21 protein-coding genes are annotated in these 17,084 nt (G+C 41.2%); 8 read left to right on the plus strand and 13 right to left on the minus strand.

Annotated elements, in window-relative coordinates; translation table 11 throughout:
* Positions 1-202: 202 nt before the first annotated feature.
* Genes AAGG74_RS09975 through mnhG form a run of 7 tightly spaced genes read left to right on the plus strand, consistent with a single transcriptional unit; the run spans position 203 to position 5,971 of the window.
* Positions 203-2,608: a Na+/H+ antiporter subunit A gene (locus AAGG74_RS09975; RefSeq protein ID WP_162103383.1), complete on the plus strand. Its 2,406-nt coding sequence runs from the start codon at positions 203-205 to the stop codon at positions 2,606-2,608.
* Entirely contained in the window at positions 2,601-3,032 is a 432-nt protein-coding gene (locus AAGG74_RS09980) for a Na(+)/H(+) antiporter subunit B (protein WP_162103384.1), read from the plus strand. Before AAGG74_RS09975 ends, AAGG74_RS09980 begins: the two co-directional genes overlap by 8 nt.
* Positions 3,032-3,373 (plus strand): Na(+)/H(+) antiporter subunit C, encoded by a 342-nt coding sequence (locus tag AAGG74_RS09985; RefSeq protein WP_162103385.1) that lies wholly within the window; start codon positions 3,032-3,034, stop codon positions 3,371-3,373. The genes AAGG74_RS09980 and AAGG74_RS09985 overlap by 1 nt, the downstream gene beginning before the upstream one ends.
* Positions 3,366-4,847, plus strand: a complete 1,482-nt coding sequence (locus AAGG74_RS09990; protein WP_429675310.1) for a Na+/H+ antiporter subunit D — start codon at positions 3,366-3,368, stop codon at positions 4,845-4,847. Before AAGG74_RS09985 ends, AAGG74_RS09990 begins: the two co-directional genes overlap by 8 nt.
* Before the next feature lie 5 nt (positions 4,848-4,852).
* Complete coding sequence (locus AAGG74_RS09995; RefSeq protein ID WP_162103387.1) at positions 4,853-5,329, plus strand: Na+/H+ antiporter subunit E; 477 nt, start codon at positions 4,853-4,855, stop codon at positions 5,327-5,329.
* Positions 5,329-5,613: a Na(+)/H(+) antiporter subunit F1 gene (locus tag AAGG74_RS10000; protein WP_162103388.1), complete on the plus strand. Its 285-nt coding sequence runs from the start codon at positions 5,329-5,331 to the stop codon at positions 5,611-5,613. The genes AAGG74_RS09995 and AAGG74_RS10000 overlap by 1 nt, the downstream gene beginning before the upstream one ends.
* Entirely contained in the window at positions 5,597-5,971 is a 375-nt protein-coding gene (mnhG, locus tag AAGG74_RS10005; protein WP_162103389.1) for a monovalent cation/H(+) antiporter subunit G, read from the plus strand. Before AAGG74_RS10000 ends, mnhG begins: the two co-directional genes overlap by 17 nt.
* A 39-nt stretch (positions 5,972-6,010) precedes the next feature.
* Here the strand turns inward: mnhG and AAGG74_RS10010 are convergent, their stop codons facing one another.
* The 6 genes from AAGG74_RS10010 to degQ form a co-directional block, all read right to left on the minus strand.
* Positions 6,011-6,391, minus strand: coding sequence for a hotdog fold thioesterase (locus tag AAGG74_RS10010; protein WP_162103390.1), 381 nt, complete (start codon positions 6,389-6,391; stop codon positions 6,011-6,013).
* Positions 6,392-6,408: 17 nt separating this feature from the next.
* Complete coding sequence (comA, locus tag AAGG74_RS10015; RefSeq protein WP_162103391.1) at positions 6,409-7,053, minus strand: two-component system response regulator ComA; 645 nt, start codon at positions 7,051-7,053, stop codon at positions 6,409-6,411.
* An 80-nt stretch (positions 7,054-7,133) separates the two neighbouring features.
* Positions 7,134-9,443 carry a histidine kinase gene (locus tag AAGG74_RS10020; protein ID WP_429675311.1) on the minus strand — a complete coding sequence of 770 codons (2,310 nt, stop codon included), beginning with the start codon at positions 9,441-9,443 and terminating at the stop codon, positions 7,134-7,136.
* Between the two features lie 18 nt (positions 9,444-9,461).
* Entirely contained in the window at positions 9,462-9,638 is a 177-nt protein-coding gene (comX, locus tag AAGG74_RS10025; protein ID WP_429675312.1) for a competence pheromone ComX, read from the minus strand.
* Between the two features lie 14 nt (positions 9,639-9,652).
* On the minus strand, positions 9,653-10,528 hold the full coding sequence (locus tag AAGG74_RS10030) for a polyprenyl synthetase family protein (protein ID WP_429675901.1): 876 nt from the start codon (positions 10,526-10,528) through the stop codon (positions 9,653-9,655).
* Positions 10,529-10,679: 151 nt separating this feature from the next.
* Positions 10,680-10,820, minus strand: a complete 141-nt coding sequence (gene degQ, locus AAGG74_RS10035) for a degradation enzyme regulation protein DegQ (RefSeq protein WP_003220708.1) — start codon at positions 10,818-10,820, stop codon at positions 10,680-10,682.
* A 461-nt stretch (positions 10,821-11,281) separates the two neighbouring features.
* Here degQ and AAGG74_RS10040 point away from each other — a divergent pair, with 461 nt between their 5' ends.
* A complete protein-coding gene (locus AAGG74_RS10040) occupies positions 11,282-11,647 on the plus strand; it encodes a YuzC family spore coat inner layer protein (RefSeq protein ID WP_162103394.1) in 366 nt (121 codons plus the stop codon).
* Between the two features lie 445 nt (positions 11,648-12,092).
* Here the strand turns inward: AAGG74_RS10040 and AAGG74_RS10045 are convergent, their stop codons facing one another.
* The 7 genes from AAGG74_RS10045 to AAGG74_RS10075 form a co-directional block, all read right to left on the minus strand.
* Entirely contained in the window at positions 12,093-12,224 is a 132-nt protein-coding gene (locus AAGG74_RS10045; protein ID WP_429675917.1) for a hypothetical protein, read from the minus strand.
* A gap of 125 nt (positions 12,225-12,349) precedes the next feature.
* Positions 12,350-13,822: a nicotinate phosphoribosyltransferase gene (locus AAGG74_RS10050; protein WP_429675315.1), complete on the minus strand. Its 1,473-nt coding sequence runs from the start codon at positions 13,820-13,822 to the stop codon at positions 12,350-12,352.
* A gap of 15 nt (positions 13,823-13,837) precedes the next feature.
* The gene (locus tag AAGG74_RS10055) at positions 13,838-14,389 is read right to left on the minus strand and encodes a cysteine hydrolase family protein (protein ID WP_225493398.1); all 552 of its coding nucleotides are present in this window, start codon (positions 14,387-14,389) and stop codon (positions 13,838-13,840) included.
* A gap of 96 nt (positions 14,390-14,485) precedes the next feature.
* Complete coding sequence (locus AAGG74_RS10060) at positions 14,486-14,884, minus strand: YueI family protein (RefSeq protein WP_429675316.1); 399 nt, start codon at positions 14,882-14,884, stop codon at positions 14,486-14,488.
* A 71-nt stretch (positions 14,885-14,955) separates the two neighbouring features.
* Positions 14,956-15,204, minus strand: a complete 249-nt coding sequence (locus tag AAGG74_RS10065; protein WP_162103398.1) for a YueH family protein — start codon at positions 15,202-15,204, stop codon at positions 14,956-14,958.
* A gap of 72 nt (positions 15,205-15,276) precedes the next feature.
* Positions 15,277-15,498 (minus strand): spore germination protein, encoded by a 222-nt coding sequence (locus AAGG74_RS10070; RefSeq protein WP_429675317.1) that lies wholly within the window; start codon positions 15,496-15,498, stop codon positions 15,277-15,279.
* Between the two features lie 60 nt (positions 15,499-15,558).
* Positions 15,559-16,668, minus strand: coding sequence for an AI-2E family transporter (locus AAGG74_RS10075; protein WP_162103400.1), 1,110 nt, complete (start codon positions 16,666-16,668; stop codon positions 15,559-15,561).
* Between the last annotated feature and the right edge of the window lie 416 nt (positions 16,669-17,084).

The raw sequence follows: 17,084 nt of genomic DNA on the forward strand, positions 1-17,084 counted from the left end.
AGAAATGATTTTAAATATACAAATGACAATATTTTTGCTAGACTTATTTTGAGGTCAAAAGAACTCATAAGGACCCATTTTGCAGTTCGAAGCATGGCAGCTTGCAGAAAAGTGCGATATAATTTGGACTAGGTCGTTTGACTGTATATGTTGATACATAGAGCATTTTTCAATTAAGAAAAAGAAAAAGGAGGTCTTAACTTTGCAGCTCTTACATTTTGCTATTTTATCGCCTTTTTTATTTGCTTTTATCATTCCCGTCTTGGCAAAATACGCAAAAAGAGTGCACACGGGCTGGTTTGTGCTGATCCTGCCCGTCTTGCTGTTTATATACTTTCTCCCAATGATCAGGATGACACAATCTGGAGAAACACTGCGGTCTGTATTTGAGTGGATTCCTTCACTTGGCATTAACTTTACCGTTTATATAGACGGTCTCGGATTATTATTTGCCTTGCTGATCACAGGAATCGGCTCTTTGGTCACTCTTTACAGCATTTTTTATTTATCGAAAGACAAAGAACAGCTTGGACCCTTTTATGTCTACTTATTAATGTTTATGGGTGCAATGCTCGGTGTGGTTCTAGTAGACAATGTTATGGTTCTCTATATGTTTTGGGAGCTTACAAGCCTTTCATCCTTTTTGCTGATCGGCTATTGGTACAAGCGTGAAAAGTCGCGCTACGGCGCCGCTAAATCACTTTTGATTACGGTCACCGGCGGTCTGTGCATGCTCGGCGGATTTATTCTCCTTTATCTGATAACAGATTCCTTCAGTATTAGAGAGATGATTCATCAGGTTCAATTAATTGCCGGCCACAACCTGTTTATCCCGGCGATGATTCTCATTTTACTGGGAGCCTTTACGAAATCCGCGCAATTTCCTTTTTATATTTGGCTGCCTGATGCGATGGAAGCTCCTACGCCTGTCAGCGCTTATCTTCACTCAGCTACAATGGTGAAAGCCGGGATTTATATCATTGCGAGATTCAGTCCTATTTTTGCCTTTTCAGCTCAGTGGTTTTGGATTATTTCTCTGGTCGGACTCATTACGATGGTATGGAGTTCATTCCAAGCCGTGAAACAAACCGATTTAAAGTCGATTTTGGCGTTTTCAACCGTCAGTCAGCTTGGCATGATTATCTCCATGCTTGGTGTCAGTGCCGCGGCGCTTCATTACGGCCATACGGAATATTATACAGTTGCTGCTATGGCTGCCATTTTCCATTTAATCAATCACGCCACCTTTAAAGGGAGCTTGTTTATGGCGGTCGGGATTATCGATCACGAAACAGGCACAAGGGATGTCCGGAAGCTCGGCGGCCTGATGGCGATTATGCCGATTACATTTACAATTTCCTTAATCGGAACATTTTCAATGGCCGGCCTTCCGCCGTTTAATGGGTTTTTGAGTAAAGAAATGTTTTTCACTAGCATGCTTCGCATCACACATTTCGATCTGTTCAATGTACAGACATGGGGTGTTCTATTCCCTGTTCTCGCTTGGATCGGAAGCGTATTTACGTTTATCTACAGCATGAAATTGCTGTTTAACACATTCAGAGGGAATTACCAGCCTGAGAAGCTTGATAAACAGGCTCACGAAGCGCCGCTTGGCATGCTTATATCACCTGTCATTCTTGTTGCTTTGGCTGTCAGCCTCTTCTTTTTCCCGAATATATTGTCTTACAGCCTGATAGAGCCTGCGATGAACTCAATCTATCCGACACTGCTGGACAGCCATGAGAAATTCCATGTTCACATTTCACAATGGCACGGGTTGAATACAGAAGTGCTGATGACTGCAGGCATTATTGTTATCGGCACCATCGGATATATGGCGATGAATAAGTGGAAAGGAATCTATAAGCTGTTTCCTGCGAAGCTCACACTTAATCGGTTATACGACAAGCTTGTGACGCTGATGGAGAAAGGATCTTATCGTATCACAAAACAATATATGACCGGATTTTTAAGGGATTATTTGCTGTATATCTTCGCTGGTTTCATCATTCTGATGGGCGGCGCTATGCTAATCAAGGGCGGATTTTCCTTTACCACAAAAGGTATGGCTGACATCGGCGGATACGAACTGATCCTAACGGTTGTTATGATCAGTGCCACAGCGGCGACCGTTTTTGCCAGATCAAGATTGACCGCGATTATATCACTCGGTGTTGTCGGTTATACGCTCGCATTGTTTTTTGTGATTTTCAGAGCGCCGGACTTGGCCTTGACCCAGCTTGTCATTGAAACCATCTCTGTAGCGCTGTTCCTGCTTTGTTTCTACCATCTGCCGAAATTGAAGCTGAAAAAGAAAACGAGAACGTTTCGGATGACGAACTTTATCATTGCTTTAGGAGTCGGCATTATCGTTACCCTGCTTGGCATCGCATCTTCAAGCCAGCGGACAAAAGACAGCATTGCAGCGTTCTTTGTAAAACACAGCCACGATCTCGGCGGGGGAAATAATGTCGTCAATGTCATCCTCGTTGATTTCAGGGGCTTTGATACCATGTTTGAAATCACCGTGCTGACCATTGCCGCTCTTGGCATCTACAGCATGATTAAAACAAAAGTAAAAGAGGAGGAGAGAAGCGGTGAATGAACAAAAAACAAATGACTTAATTCTTCAAACCGTGACAAAGCTTGTATCCTTTATCATTTTGCTTTTCTCTTTCTATTTATTTTTATCAGGGCATAACGCGCCCGGAGGAGGCTTTGTCGGCGGACTGATCACATCCGCTTCCATCGTGCTGCTGCTTTTGGCATATGATTTAAAAACCGTCCGTGCGATTTTGCCGGTTAATTTCATTTACGTTGCGGGAGCGGGCCTTCTGCTCGCTGTATTAACAGGCGTTGGCTCCTTTGTCTTCGGAGCTCCTTTTTTAAGCCATACATTCGGACACTTTCATCTCCCGATATTGGGAGACACAGAACTCGCCACAGCGACGATTTTTGATTTAGGCGTTTATCTTGTTGTCGTAGGCATTACGATGACCATTATTCAAACGATTGGAGAGGAAGAATAATGGAAATCTTAATGTCAGTTTTAGCCGGGATTATTTTTATGGCCGCCACGTATTTACTGCTTTCAAAAAGCCTGCTTCGCGTCATTATCGGAACAGCTCTTTTGAGCCATGGCGTTCATTTAATGCTTTTGACTATGGGAGGATTAAAGGAAGGTGCCGCTCCGATTTTGGGCGAGCAAATCAAATCTTTTGTCGATCCGCTTCCGCAAGCCCTGATTTTGACAGCTATTGTCATTTCATTTGGGGTTACATCATTCCTTCTCGTCATGGCCTTTCGGGCTTATCAGGAATTGAACTCGGACGATATGGATCAAATGAGGGGAAATGATCAACATGAATAATTTTGTTATTTTGCCAATACTGATCCCGCTCCTGTCGGCCATTCTGCTGATTTTCATGACGAAAAATCTTATGCTCATGCGGATCTTCAGCACGGTGGCATCAGCAGTCGGGATAGTGATCAGCGGCATACTCGTACAGACTGTCTTTACAAATGGCATCCAGACCCTCAGTTTGGGCGGCTGGAAAGCGCCGTATGGCATTGCGCTGGCCGCAGACCAATTCGCCAGCCTGCTCGTTCTTACAACATCAATCATCGGTTTATTGGTTGTGCTTTATTCCTTCCATTCCATCGGTGAAAAGCGGGAGCGTTCATTTTATTACTCCGGCGTCCATTTTTTGCTTGCTGGTGTTAGCGGAGCGTTTTTAACAGGCGATTTATTTAACATGTACGTATTTTTTGAACTTCTGCTTATTGCTTCCTATATGCTGATCGTATTAGGCGGCACAAAAATTCAGCTGCGGGAGTCCCTTAAATATATTGTGTTTAATATCGTATCGTCTGCCCTGTTTGTCATCGGTGTCGGCTATTTATACGCTGTCACCGGTACGTTAAACATGGCGGATCTCAGTGTGAAAATTAGCGAATCAGGACAAACCGGGCTGATCACTGTCATTGGTATCCTGCTGCTTTTAGTATTTGGCATGAAGGGCGGAATTTTCCCCCTCTACTTCTGGCTGCCGGGCTCTTATTACGCGCCTCCGGCTGCGATCTCAGCACTGTTCGGCGCATTGCTCACAAAAGTCGGCCTATACGCGATCACCAGGGTCTTTACATTGATTTTTATTCACGATACAGCTTTTACCCATCAACTGATGATTTGGCTGGCAGCGCTGACTGTGATTTTCGGTGTAATTGGTTCACTCGCTTATTCGGATGTTATGAAAATTGTGATTTACAACATTATTACGGCTGTCGGCGTGATTTTGTTCGGTGTGGCTGTACATACCCCCGCATCAATCCAAGGCGCGATTTATTATCTGATTCACGATATGCTGATTAAAGGGGCTTTATTTATGCTGGCGGGCGCGCTGATCACATTGACAGGAACGGCCAGCCTTCATAAAATGGGCGGGCTGCTCAAACGCTACCCCGTTCTTGGGTGGATGTTTTTCATTTCAGCTATTTCTCTTGCAGGCATCCCGCCTCTCAGCGGATTTATCGGTAAACTTAAAATTGTAGAGGGCGGTTTTGCAAAGAGTGAATTTACGATTTCCATTCTGGTTCTGCTGTCGAGTCTGCTCGTCCTTTACTCCGTGCTGAGGATTTTTATGAACGCCTTTTGGGGCGAAGAAAAAACTACCCCAAAACCAAATCATAAAACAGCTAAAGGGCTTCTTTATCCGGCAGCTATTTTTCTCTTGCTGTCTCTTCTGGTCGGATTGGGTACAGAATGGATATCGCCTTATGTTGATCAAGCCGCCGAGACGTTGCTGAATCCAGAAAAATATATAGAAGCTGTTTTGAAGGAGTAGATCGCATGGCATTTCAAATTTTATTAAATGTGTTTCTCGCTTTTTGCTGGATGTTCTTAAGCAACAGCTCTAGCGCCGCAGGGTTCTTCACAGGATATGTTCTAGGAATGCTCTCCCTCTTTTTCTTCCGGCGTTTTTTTACCCGCCGGTTTTATCTATGGAAAGTGTGTTCTATCATCAAACTCTTTTTGATATTTTTAAGAGAACTGTACCTTGCCAATGTTAGTGTGCTGAAAACCATTCTATCGCCAAAACTGAATATCAGACCAGGCGTTTTTGCTTTTAAAACAGAGCTTACGACGGATTGGGAAATCACCCTGCTGTCACTGCTCATTACGTTAACGCCGGGAACCTTGGTGATGGATATATCAGATGACAGGACGATTCTTTATATTCATGCGATGGATATTGAAGATGCGCAAAAAGCTATTTTTGATATTCGGGAGTCATTTGAAAAAGCCATACAGGAGGTGAGCCGCTGATGTTTACGCTGATCCTGCAACTTTCGCTCGGCATTATGGCAGTGTCTACCTTTTTATATGTCATTCGGGTTATTAAAGGGCCGACTGTGCCTGATCGGGTCGTTGCTTTGGATGCAATCGGCATCAATCTGATCGCGATCACGGCGCTTGTCTCCATTTTGCTGAAAACGAGCGCGTTTCTGGATATTATTTTGCTGCTGGGGATTTTATCGTTTATCGGAACCATCGCATTTTCCAAGTTCCTTGAGAAAGGAGAGATTATCGAAAATGATCGAAACCGTTAAGATCGTTGTGGCTGTATTTATTTTGCTCGGCGCACTTGTGTGCCTCGTTGCTTCATTAGGCGTACTTCGCCTTCCCGATATGTTTACACGTTCTCATGCTGCATCTAAAGGATCAACATTGGGCGTCAATATAATTTTACTCGGTGTCTTCTTTTATTTGTGGCTTGTGACGGGGAGCGTTTCCGCTAAAATCCTGCTCGGGATTCTCTTTATCTTTATTACGACGCCTGTCGGCGGACACTTGATCTGCCGTGCTGCGTACAACTCCGGCGTCAAGCTTGATAAGAGAAGTGTACAGGATGACTATAACGGAATCAGAAACTTTGTCATTAAACGAAAAGAGGATTCTTACTTATAAAAATAAACAGCCGGGACAGGCAGAGTTCCGGCTGTTTATTTATTTTCGGATGACAGCCAGCGTGCATCTGGAAATACAGATCAGTCTCTCTTGCTCGTCATAAAGATGAATTTGATAGACAATAGTCGTTCTGCCTATATGAATAGGTTCTGCTACTGCTTTTACCGTTCCTTCCTTTACCGCTTTCACATGATTGGCGTTAATCTCCAAACCGACACAAGCTTGCCTCGTATGATCAATCAAGTTCTGTGCCCCTACGCTCGCCGCGGTTTCCGCCAGAGCCACTGAAGCGCCTCCATGCAAATACCCGAACGGCTGGACCGTCCGATGATCCACCGGCATGACCGCAACGCATCGTTCCGCTGTATTTTCAACAATTTCAATTCCAAGCGCTTCAAGCAATGTATGTTTCGTATCCATCAGATACCCCCTCTTATTTATAGTACACCATCTGATTTCGCAATTAATACAGCTTCCGTCCGGGAACCGACATTCAGCTTATTGAAAATCGATGTCAGGCTGTATTCAATGGACCTCTTGCTTAAATGCAGAGCATCTGCGATTTCTTGGTTCGTAAACCCCTTTTCAACTTCTTGAAGAATCAGGCATTCTCTAGGCGTGAGCACATCTTGTTCTTTTTGAGAGGAAGGAGCCGGCTTTGTTTTTTGCTGAGTCATCAGCTGTTTAAAATAAGTAAAATCGACTAAAATTTCTCCGTTAAGTACGTGGTATATGTATTGGGTGATCTTCTCTTTAGATTCCGTTTTGCTGATGGCACCGTGCAAACCCGCACGAATCGCTTCCTCAAAGTAATCCTCAACCTCATAACCGGTATACACAATAATTTTACAATGAGGATACTCTTGTAATATCTGTTTAGAAAACTCCATCCCATTGACTTCGCCGCCTAAATTCAGATCCATTAAAATGAGATCGTATGACGAGAAATCATGCTGCTTGATAAACTGTTCGCTCGGTTCAGGACTGAGACAATCGACAGACAGATTCGAATCCGTTTCCAAAATTGTCTTGGTGCCTTCCATGACAGCCGGATGGTCATCAATCACTAGTATCTTTTTCATGTTTTCCTCCCTTTTACTCACTCATTTCCATTTTATAAAAAAGACTTGGCCTGTGCCAAGTCTTTTCCGTTATAAAACCATTACAATTCGATTTCAATATCAGCCTTAAAGCCCTTTCCTTCACTTGTTTCAATCCGAAGGCGTCCATCTAAAGCCCTGACTCTTTCCTTAATGCCAGAAAGCCCCATGCTCATAGAATGTTCACTATTTTTATCTTGGTCGAATCCTACGCCATCATCCTCATAATGCAGAACGATTTTGTTTTGAATACTGATGAGCATAATCAGCACATCTGTTGCCTTAGAGTGCTTGACCGCATTAGACAGAAACTCTTGAATGATCCGGTACAAATTCAGCTGCGAATCCAAATCAAGCGTAGCCGAAAATCTGCCGGTATTTAAACGAATATGAAATGGAACCCGCTCTTGCTGCTGCGCCACAAGCTTGGACAGCGCCTTCACCAGCCCAAGATCATACAGAAGCTGTGGCCGCAGCTCATGACACGTCTCCCTCGTCATCGAAATCACATCAGACATCTGTTCATTCATCTGTACGAGCTTGTCCTGCACCTCTTCCCGGCACGGATTATCGTCTTTCTTAAATTCGCCCACAAACAGCTCGCATTGGCGTTTTAACGAAATTAAATCCTGAAGTACAGAATCGTGGAGATCGCGAGCGAGATCAGAGCGTTGTTTTTCTTCGATCGCAAACATCAGCTTTTTGAGCCAGACCGGGTTTGAGCCTTGTTGTTTCAGGTCTTGTAAATGATTCATGAGTTCTTCGATCTGCAAAATATTTTCCATCGAAACACTTGTATAAAAAGACAATGTCTTTAACCAAGATATCTCATCTCGTGTCAGCCTCGGGGTATTAATGCTGGATAAACAGAGCAGAATGTATGAATTGGCGCCTCTTTCTCCGATCTTCATCAGAAACCCTTGATTTATTTCAATAATCTTCCCAATCTCTGAGGTGACTTTATCAAATTCTTTTTTATACGGCTGCCAATCGGGTTCGATATTATGTTTATCAAAATACAGAATATCTCCGTCAGAAGTGATGTCAAAAATGTATGCCTTGCTAACAGGTAATACATCCAATATAGTCTTTTTCAGATTCATAAACACTTGATTTAAAGCTGACACACTTTTAAGAAGCTGTGTATATTTGAAGATGCTGTCTTGATAGTTATATTTTTCTGAAAAACGTTTCAGCCGGAATTTGTAGTCTAATAACTCCTTAATATAAAATACTGCCAAGAAAATTAAAAACACAAATACAGTGATCTGAATAATATTGAAGCTATTTCCCTTGCTGTCGAATAATATATTCAGCCAAACAACTCCAATAGTCGGTATAATGGAAAGGAAACCATAGTATCTAATTCTCCCCAACAAAAAGTCTATATCGTAGATTTTATTGACCACGAATTGATAGACTAAAGCTAATGGAATAATAATTAAAAATGGTGCTGTAACTATAGCAGAATATATATACTGTCCGAACAACACCTCAGGTATAATATAAAATACTGTAAAAGGAAAAAAGGCTATGGTATTAGATATAAGTAACACTTTCAACAAATAAAAGTGATCCTTTTTTCGGTAGACTAGTCCATAAAAAATAATGGCTGTATAGACGACCATTATTTCCAAAAAAAATGTTACTAAATTAATATTCGTAATGAGTTGGAAGGCAAAATGCTTCTGAAATATCTCGATTATTATATTAATAACCGGCAATATATAGAGAGTAGACACAACACAACCAGCTGAAAATTTCAATTTTAATTCTTTAAAATATTGATACAAAAAGTGAAAGTATAATACAGGTACGTTCAAAAATGTAAAAAGGTTAATATATCTGTTTATTTCATATCCTCTAGTTACTCCACCCGCGCTTAAATATGCAATGGATGTACACAATAAAAAAATAATCAAAATATAGGCTGAATAAGTATCTTTTACTCTGTTAACTTTATAAATATAAAAAATGCATAACAAGCTTAAAGCAAATAATATGCATGGGATAATATAGATAAAAAAACTATAAGAGCTATTTAAGGAAATAAACTCAGTATTATGCAGGTCTATTTTATGATTACCCCTTATTATTTTCATATTTTCAGCTTTCGCTAGATATTGACCTTTTATATTCTCTTCTGTCGGTGTTTTTCCGCTTATTTCAATTATCTTGTCGCCCTCTTTCAAGCCCATATATTTACCATACGTAGACTTGGAGAGATTTACAACCTGCAATTCATGGTTATCGTTTTCAACCACATAGGTTCCTACCAAAATTCCGTTTTGAGTAAAATATATAATATGAGCAACGTAAAAGAGACTGACGAATAACAATACAATCGAAAAATTTCTAATGAATTTTTTCAATAGATTTCACTCTCTCAATCATTGTTCCCAAAAAATTCCCCTAGATCTTTTTGATTGACTTAAATCTCTTTCAAAAATCTCAACAATGGCAGGTAACAGTTTATCCGGAACTCCTATTAAACTAGCTTCCCCACACGCTAACTTTGTAAGTACAAGTGGATTTTCCATAAGGTAATGTACGATATCTTGCTTCACTGTAATTTCCTCCATTAAAGTTCTAACATTATATTTAAACCTTTTATACTTGTCTTAATTTCTTCCTCGTACATTTTAATTAACATTGAAACATACTGGCTAACTCCTGCATCAAATAGCAGGTCTTCAAAGCTTTTTTTATTATCAATGAGGAATGAATGATAACTTTCTTCTGTATTCATTAAATCCAAAATTTTTTCTGAAGCAGCATTAAATCTTCGCTTTAGATACAACAGAATTAATGTTTTTCTTCCCTTTCTGATATCACTACGATTTTTATTGAAAAGACCATAATAATCATTTTCAATCTGTTTAACAATTCCAATTTTATAAGAATAATTCTCAATTTCTTCGTTAAACTCCCCATTTGCAAGCATTGTTCCTAATACAGCTGACATTGCAGTAAGCGAGCCTGATTTTTGTTTAATCATTTGAAGACATTCATCTTCAGTTTCAGGGAAATTTGCCAGATCATTATGTTGACCTTGCATAGCATTTAAAGCATATTTCATAGCAATCCGGGGAAAATCGGAGTTCGTTTTAAGCTCACAAATAACTTGAAGACTTATTGAATAAAGAGAAGTGGCTGCATTAAAAGAGATAGATTGATCTATCTTCATCCATTCCTTATCCAAGTTATCTTCATCCTCTATATCGTCAAAAATATCAAAAGCTAAAATTAATAATTCAATTCCTGAAGCTAATAACGTAATTTCCGAATAATGTTTACCATCGAAAGCCATATAATGTTTAAATGCAAGAACACCAAAAGCAAAATTATTTTTTTCATTTATAAAAGTCTGAAGAGTGTCTTTTAAATGGGGATTGTTTATTTTCTCCCCAACAATTTCCTTCATCTTCTCTTTAATCGTTTCGGCATCTAAACACATTTGCTCAATAATTGTCTTCACCCTCCCATTCCATTTTACTAAATGGGCGATCCGAAGAACAGCAGGTTTTTCGTTTTTTAACAATCATATAATACTTTATCCTTTTTTTGTATGTAAAGAACGAAAAAAAAGACTTGTTTCCAAGTCTTTTTCACGAAATTTTCATTGCATAATTGTATTTATCGAGCTGATCGATGCTTTTGTTAATGTTTCGTAATGAATCTGTCGTTTCTTTAATATCAAGTTCGAGTCGGAATAATAATTGTTTTACTTCTTCAAGTTTCTTTTCCATCGTTTCCACACTCCTTTTTTTGAAAGATCAATGAATTGTGTATGGTGAACGAGTCCTAGGTATTTGATCTGTTATTAATAGTGTATCTGCTTTCGGCTTATTTTTCACCGAAAAGTATGCAAAAAAGTCCTGCGTGACACCGCAAATATAAATAGTTCTTAATGCCTAAATGAATCATAACAAGAACAGGACTATTTTTCTACACGAAAGAGCAGTTAGATGTGCTGAAGTGAGGAACGATTCTTTACCGCCTTGAGTTTATCATGTTTTACCTTCCCATTAAACAAGTCTATAGTCCTTGATAACGTTTTTTCAAAATTGGATATGCGATTCTTGACGTATCCTGACCGACAAATACCGAAAAAGACCGCAACGCTAAAGTTATGGCCTTTTCGCTTTGTCATATTCGGCAATTAGTGATCTATACATATAGAAATATCCCTTTTGTGTGAGGTGCTCCCATGAGATATCGTTATCCTTGGTTTTACGTCTATCCTTATGAAATTCGCCGTTCTCCCGCTCCTGCCAGCAATACAGATACCTTTATCCGTTCCGCGAATCAAGCCGCAGGAATGTTTGCGGATGCCCAGCTCGTACTCAGCCGCATTGCGGGCTCGCGGGAGCTCTCGCGCCGCATCCTGAACGCAGCCGAGCAGTCTGATAAACAATCTATCAAGCGCTTGATTAAACAAATGGGTGTCCGGCATGAAGTGGATGCGGTCTTTAATCCCGACGGCATCTATATCAGCCTCATCGGAACGCAAAGCCGAATGATTCTTGCTTTGCGGTGGTCAGAGAACCGCAATTATTTTGCGTCCATCAGATGATAACACCACTTTAAAGCCTCACGACAACATTCATACGCTTCTTCTTTGTCCAGTTCATTTCCTAATGTTTTGCAAGTGTCCCAGCTCTTGCTTTCAATTCATTGCGCCAGCAGTTCGCAAAGCTTTGCTCTCATGAAATAAATCTTAATGATTTCATGCTTGAATGTCCGATTTTACTTAAAGCTTTTAGGGGAAACATGTTTGATTTCATTAAATCCTAGCAGCATACTGGACATATGTAAACGATCACAAGCTTTATGCTGGGCTGGTCTTTTCTCAATTCGTTAAGCAGTCATAGCAAGAATAGAAATGAGTCGGAAGGTCATGTGTGATGATGAGGGGTTCGCTGAAAAAGCAGCCTTGGCATAATTGAAAACTGTCTTGTGCCGCTTGTTTATATCTTTCCGGCCTCCACTTCAAGGATTTCAATGACAAGCTGTTGATTCTAAATCTGCAGTTGCCTGATCGCCGTCCTTAGCGCTATATACATTTTCTTCGCTTGCTCTATATAGCAGTTCATCAGCAACAACCTGTTCTTTTCTATTAAAAATGGCTGTCTTGCAACAACCACTCTCATTGAATTCTCCTCCTTACATGCGCCCGGCTTTTACTCGCAAGTCATTTGACGAAGATTGTTTTACCATGAAACTTATATATTCATAAAGAAAACTGGCCTTTTCGCGAACGAAAGGCCAGTCTTCTTTATTCTTCTTCGATCTCTTCATCAAGTCTGCTTTTCACTTCATGGATTCGCTGCATTTTATTGCTCCAGCAGTCCTCGCTTAAATCAACCGGATATTCCTCGGGCTTGCTGATTCTCTTATATTCCTCCCACAGCAGGCTGAGGTTATCCTGCACATACTGCTGTATGTCTGAGATTTCAGGGTTTTCGTAACAAAGAATACCCTTTTCAAAAATCAGTTCATGAAGATCCTTCGCATAAAAATTCGTGACAAATTTGCTGATGAATGTATGAACCGGGTGGAACATTCTGAGCCGCTTCTGATCATTCACCTGCTCATCATAAAGTGCAATATAGTCGCCTTCAGAATGATGATTGGACTGATTGATAATGCGGTACACTTTCTTTCTGCCCGGTGTTGTTACTTTTTCAGGATTGGACGAAATTTTGATCGTATCGACCATTTTTCCGTCTTCTTCAATGGCAACGAGCTTGTAAACCGCGCCGAGTGCGGGCTGGTCATAGGCCGTGATCAGCTTCGTACCCACACCCCAGACATCAATGCGCGCTCCCTGAGCCTTTAAATTCATAATGGTATGCTCATCTAAATCACTTGAAGCAATGACTTTTGCATCTGTAAATCCTGCTTCATCAAGCATTTTTCGAGCTTTTTTTGACAAGTACGCCAAATCGCCGCTGTCCAGCCTAATGCCAATGAAGTTGATGCGGTCTCCGAATTCTTTAGCAACTCTAATCGCATTCGGCATGCCTGAGCGAAGGGTGTCATACGTATCAACTAAGAAAACGCAATCCTTATGTGTTTCCGCATATTTTTTGAAAGCTGTATATTCATCGCGGTAAGCCTGCACAAGCGCATGTGCATGTGTACCGGAAACCGGGATATTAAAACGTTTTCCAGCTCTTACATTGCTTGTCGCGCTGAAGCCGCCGATTAAAGCCGCTCTCGCTCCCCACATAGCCGCATCCATTTCATGCGCCCGTCTTGTTCCGAATTCCAGCGCGACTTCATCACCGATAACACCTTTAATTCGTGCCGCCTTCGTTGCGATTAACGTTTGATAGTTCACAATATTGAGCAAAGCCGTTTCAATCAGCTGCGCTTCTACAAGGGGGGCTTCCACCCTCATAATCGGCTCATTGTTAAAGACAAGCTCTCCTTCTTTCATGGAGTAAAGTGAACCTGTGAACGTTAAATCGCGCAAATATTCAATAAAATCTTCCTGATACCCGAGTTCTTCCTGTAAATAATTTAAGTCACTATCCGTAAACTTGAAATTTTCCAAGTATTCGATGGCTTTTTCTAAGCCTGCAAATACCGCATATCCATTTTCAAATGGAAGCCTTCTGAAAAAAAGCTCAAAGATGGCTTTCTTCTCATGAATGCCGTCTCTCCAGTAGGTTTCTGCCATATTAATTTGATAAAGGTCTGTATGTAATGACAGGCTGTCATCTTTAAATCCATACTCTAACACTGTTTTTCCCCTTCCTTACTCTGCCACTTGCGCTCCGATGCTGTTTGCAAAATGAGAAAGAGCCCATATGTGCCCCTCCTGATTAAAGCTGGCAACGGCCTGTTTGTGCACAACAATCCGAAAACCTTTGTTGTACGCGTCAACCGCTGTATGTAATACACAAATATCTGTGCAAACACCGGCAAGATGCAGCTCGTCAATCTGCCGCTCTCTGAGTTTGAGCTCTAAATCAGTTCCCGCAAAAGCAGAATATCTCGTTTTTTCCATGTAGTAAACATTTGGTTCATGTTCATGTTTCTGATATAGAGGCAAAAGCTTTCCGTACAGATCTTTTCCTTCCGTGCCTTTCATGTTATGCGGAGGAAAAAGACGGGTTTCAGGGTGATATTGATCCCCTTCATCATGAGAATCTACTGCTATTACGACGTAATCACCGTTTGTAATGAATGCTTCAGTCAAATTGACGATCGCCTCTTCAATCATTCTGCCGGGCTCCCCGCAGGTCAATTTTCCGTCACTCGCCACAAAATCATTCGTATAATCAATACAAATAAATGCTTTTTTCATAGCCGGCCTCCCCGCTATCAGTATGAGAACATTATATCTTATCTCCAGTTGTAAGTGAATTGCCATGAACAAAAAGACAAACGGCCTGTTTGCCTCTTAATTTTTCAGCACTGACCGATTAAAAATGTCGTCCTGAATATATATCAATTCACGATTCACAGCGATGTCCGCCGCAATCACAAGGCCTAAAGGCGTATGAAACTGAAGATCAGATACGATCTTGAAGTGTATTCCGTTCCGGTTCGCCATTTGGATATAGGACGAGTAAGATTGGTACTGAAGCTTTCCATTGATCAAAAGGGTGATGTTTTTGCTGCTTTTTATTATGCGATCCACTTCTTCATACGGTTTGCTTCTGAGCACTTGCCCTTTTGTCAGCGCCAAAAGCACCCTTTCCCTTAATGAGCCTAAAAACAAATGGCGCTCGTCAGGCTTTGTCTCTAAAGTCCCGTACATTCCTTGCTGCAAATAGAGATCCATTTTTTCATCACTCAAAAGCTTGTCCTCCCGTCTTGTTTGTCCTCATTATCACCTGATCAGGCAGGGGCTAAACTTTCTAAGGCAGTTTACATTTCCGTTACCCAATGAATGATTTTTTTAGCCAGCTCACCAGCCGGCTCCGCCTCTGTATGCCGGCGCAAAGAAGCGTTCAGCCGTTCAGGCAGAGATGCTTTATCTTCTTCATAAGAAATGACTGTGCTCCACTCCAGCTGCGGAACCGCTACAAGGGTGCGCAGTTCTTTTCTGTTTTCATGCAGATACACGTCCGTGATCATTCCGGATTCCGTATTGATGTTCGCTTTTCTGATTTTCATAACATGACCTCGCTATTCAAAGACTATCCATATTATACAATAAAAAAGCAACAGCCTCTCCTGAAAAGGCTGTTACCCGTTAAACGACATTGTTTCATCAATAATATCGGCATCACGAAAGATTGTTTTACTTGTTTGATTATGAATGCTCACAAAGTCACCGAGCTGAAACGCACCCGATCCCGCGCCTGAGTGATCGACACTTTTCGGCGAAATCGCAAACACATCTCCAAAGCTGGCCGCTGCATCACCCGATATTGACATAATATAAATCGGTCCTACAATAGCAGGCATTTCCCCCACCTCCGCATTGATTTACAGCATCATATGCAAAGAGACGCAATTGGTGCCCGCCTATTCCTCGGCCTTTTCGTTTTCTTCAAGGCGTGACCGCTGACGCAGTTTGATGAGGCGGACAATATTCAGGAAAATTTCCTTCAATACAGCGTAAACAGGCACAGCTAAAATCATGCCGAGAATTCCGCCAAAGCTTCCCGCTCCGATCAACAGCAAAATAATCGTAAGCGGATGCGTATTCAGACGCTTTCCGATCACAAGAGGAGACAGTAGGTTTCCGTCGAGCTGCTGAACGATGACGATTACAATAATCGCAAAAAGCGCTTTAGCCGGCGAGTCCATAAAACCGACAATGACAGCCGGCGCCGCACCAAGAAAAGGTCCAACATAAGGAATAATATTGGTAATCGCCATGACGATTCCAAGAATAAGGGCATACGGCAGACCTGCAATTAAGTAGCCGATAAAACACGCCGTTCCGACAAATAGACAGATTAACAGCTGTCCCTGAAAATATGTCGCAAGCGTATCCGATAAATCTTTGAAAATCTTTACCCCTTCTGTCCGATAAGAAGCCGGAAGAATTTTCACTGCCAATTGCGGAAAGCGGTGTCCGTCTTTCAGCATGTAAAAAAGAATAAATGGAACAGTAATAATCACAATCGTGATGTTTGTCACGAAGCCAAACACCGCAGATAAACTGGACGTGATATTTTGGGGCAGGTTTTGAAGAAAGCTTGTCAATGACTGTTCAATTTTTGATATCGATACATAATCCTGATTCATCATCCAGGTAAACCATTGGGAATGGGATAAATCGTTTGTCATTCCTTGAATCTGTTTTATGTAATCAGGAAGATTGTCAAACAGCCCGGTCAATTGCGACGTAATGACAGGACCGACTAATGCTGAAACGAAGGCCAGCAAGCCGATAAATAACAAATAGATCAATAGAATGGATAATGTCCGCGGAACTTTTTTCTCAAGCAGGCGGACGACCGGATTAAAAATGAAATACAATATCCCCGCAATCAGTATTGGGAAAAACAATGTCGAGATAAAAGCAATAAATGGCTGAAACACAAATGAAACTTTTGTTGCTACGAAAATAATCAGTAAAACAAATAAAATCTGCAATGTCCAAAAATGGACTTTTGATTTCAACAAGCTTTGTTCCTCCTAGCTTTTCTTTGTCTGTCAGATAACAGGACTTTTCCCCATTATTGTAACAAAAATGAACTCATACCAGAACTTTTAATATCATGAAAGGAGTGTCGGTGATGCAGGCAATGACATTTGATAAAGATAATATGATCTTCTTTCTCGGACAGCTCCAGGGTTGGACGGGTCAGAGGAACCTAGAGTCAATGATTGTATCTTGCTGGATATCGATCCAAACGTTTTGTGCCCCGTTCGCTGAGAAATCCTGATTATATGTAAGGCTGTATCACTTTCATGTCCGTCAACAGGCTTCAGTCCTTTCAAAGCTTACAGTATATGACATCACTTGTGTCATAGTATGCTTTACAGCGCTTAACTGAAAAATAGGACGTCCCGGTGTACGCCTATTTTTCATGCGCAAG

Source organism: Bacillus mexicanus, assembly GCF_050445615.1.
Classification (GTDB): Bacteria; Bacillota; Bacilli; order Bacillales; family Bacillaceae; genus Bacillus; species Bacillus mexicanus.

What these genes read in the sequence shown, in the direction of transcription:
- AAGG74_RS10010 (WP_162103390.1), bottom strand. Translation starts at nt 6,391, where the DNA reads ATGGATACGAAACATACATTGCTTGAAGCGCTTGGAATTGAAATTGTT.
- AAGG74_RS10070 (WP_429675317.1), bottom strand. Translation starts at nt 15,498, where the DNA reads ATGCCTGCTATTGTAGGACCGATTTATATTATGTCAATATCGGGTGAT.
- AAGG74_RS09990 (WP_429675310.1), top strand. Translation starts at nt 3,366, where the DNA reads ATGAATAATTTTGTTATTTTGCCAATACTGATCCCGCTCCTGTCGGCC.
- AAGG74_RS10055 (WP_225493398.1), bottom strand. Translation starts at nt 14,389, where the DNA reads ATGAAAAAAGCATTTATTTGTATTGATTATACGAATGATTTTGTGGCG.
- AAGG74_RS10040 (WP_162103394.1), top strand. Translation starts at nt 11,282, where the DNA reads ATGAGATATCGTTATCCTTGGTTTTACGTCTATCCTTATGAAATTCGC.
- mnhG (WP_162103389.1), top strand. Translation starts at nt 5,597, where the DNA reads ATGATCGAAACCGTTAAGATCGTTGTGGCTGTATTTATTTTGCTCGGC.
- AAGG74_RS10045 (WP_429675917.1), bottom strand. Translation starts at nt 12,224, where the DNA reads ATGAGAGTGGTTGTTGCAAGACAGCCATTTTTAATAGAAAAGAACAGG.
- AAGG74_RS09995 (WP_162103387.1), top strand. Translation starts at nt 4,853, where the DNA reads ATGGCATTTCAAATTTTATTAAATGTGTTTCTCGCTTTTTGCTGGATG.
- AAGG74_RS10000 (WP_162103388.1), top strand. Translation starts at nt 5,329, where the DNA reads ATGTTTACGCTGATCCTGCAACTTTCGCTCGGCATTATGGCAGTGTCT.
- degQ (WP_003220708.1), bottom strand. Translation starts at nt 10,820, where the DNA reads ATGGAAAAGAAACTTGAAGAAGTAAAACAATTATTATTCCGACTCGAA.
- AAGG74_RS09985 (WP_162103385.1), top strand. Translation starts at nt 3,032, where the DNA reads ATGGAAATCTTAATGTCAGTTTTAGCCGGGATTATTTTTATGGCCGCC.
- AAGG74_RS10030 (WP_429675901.1), bottom strand. Translation starts at nt 10,528, where the DNA reads ATGTGTTTAGATGCCGAAACGATTAAAGAGAAGATGAAGGAAATTGTT.
- AAGG74_RS10065 (WP_162103398.1), bottom strand. Translation starts at nt 15,204, where the DNA reads ATGAAAATCAGAAAAGCGAACATCAATACGGAATCCGGAATGATCACG.
- comA (WP_162103391.1), bottom strand. Translation starts at nt 7,053, where the DNA reads ATGAAAAAGATACTAGTGATTGATGACCATCCGGCTGTCATGGAAGGC.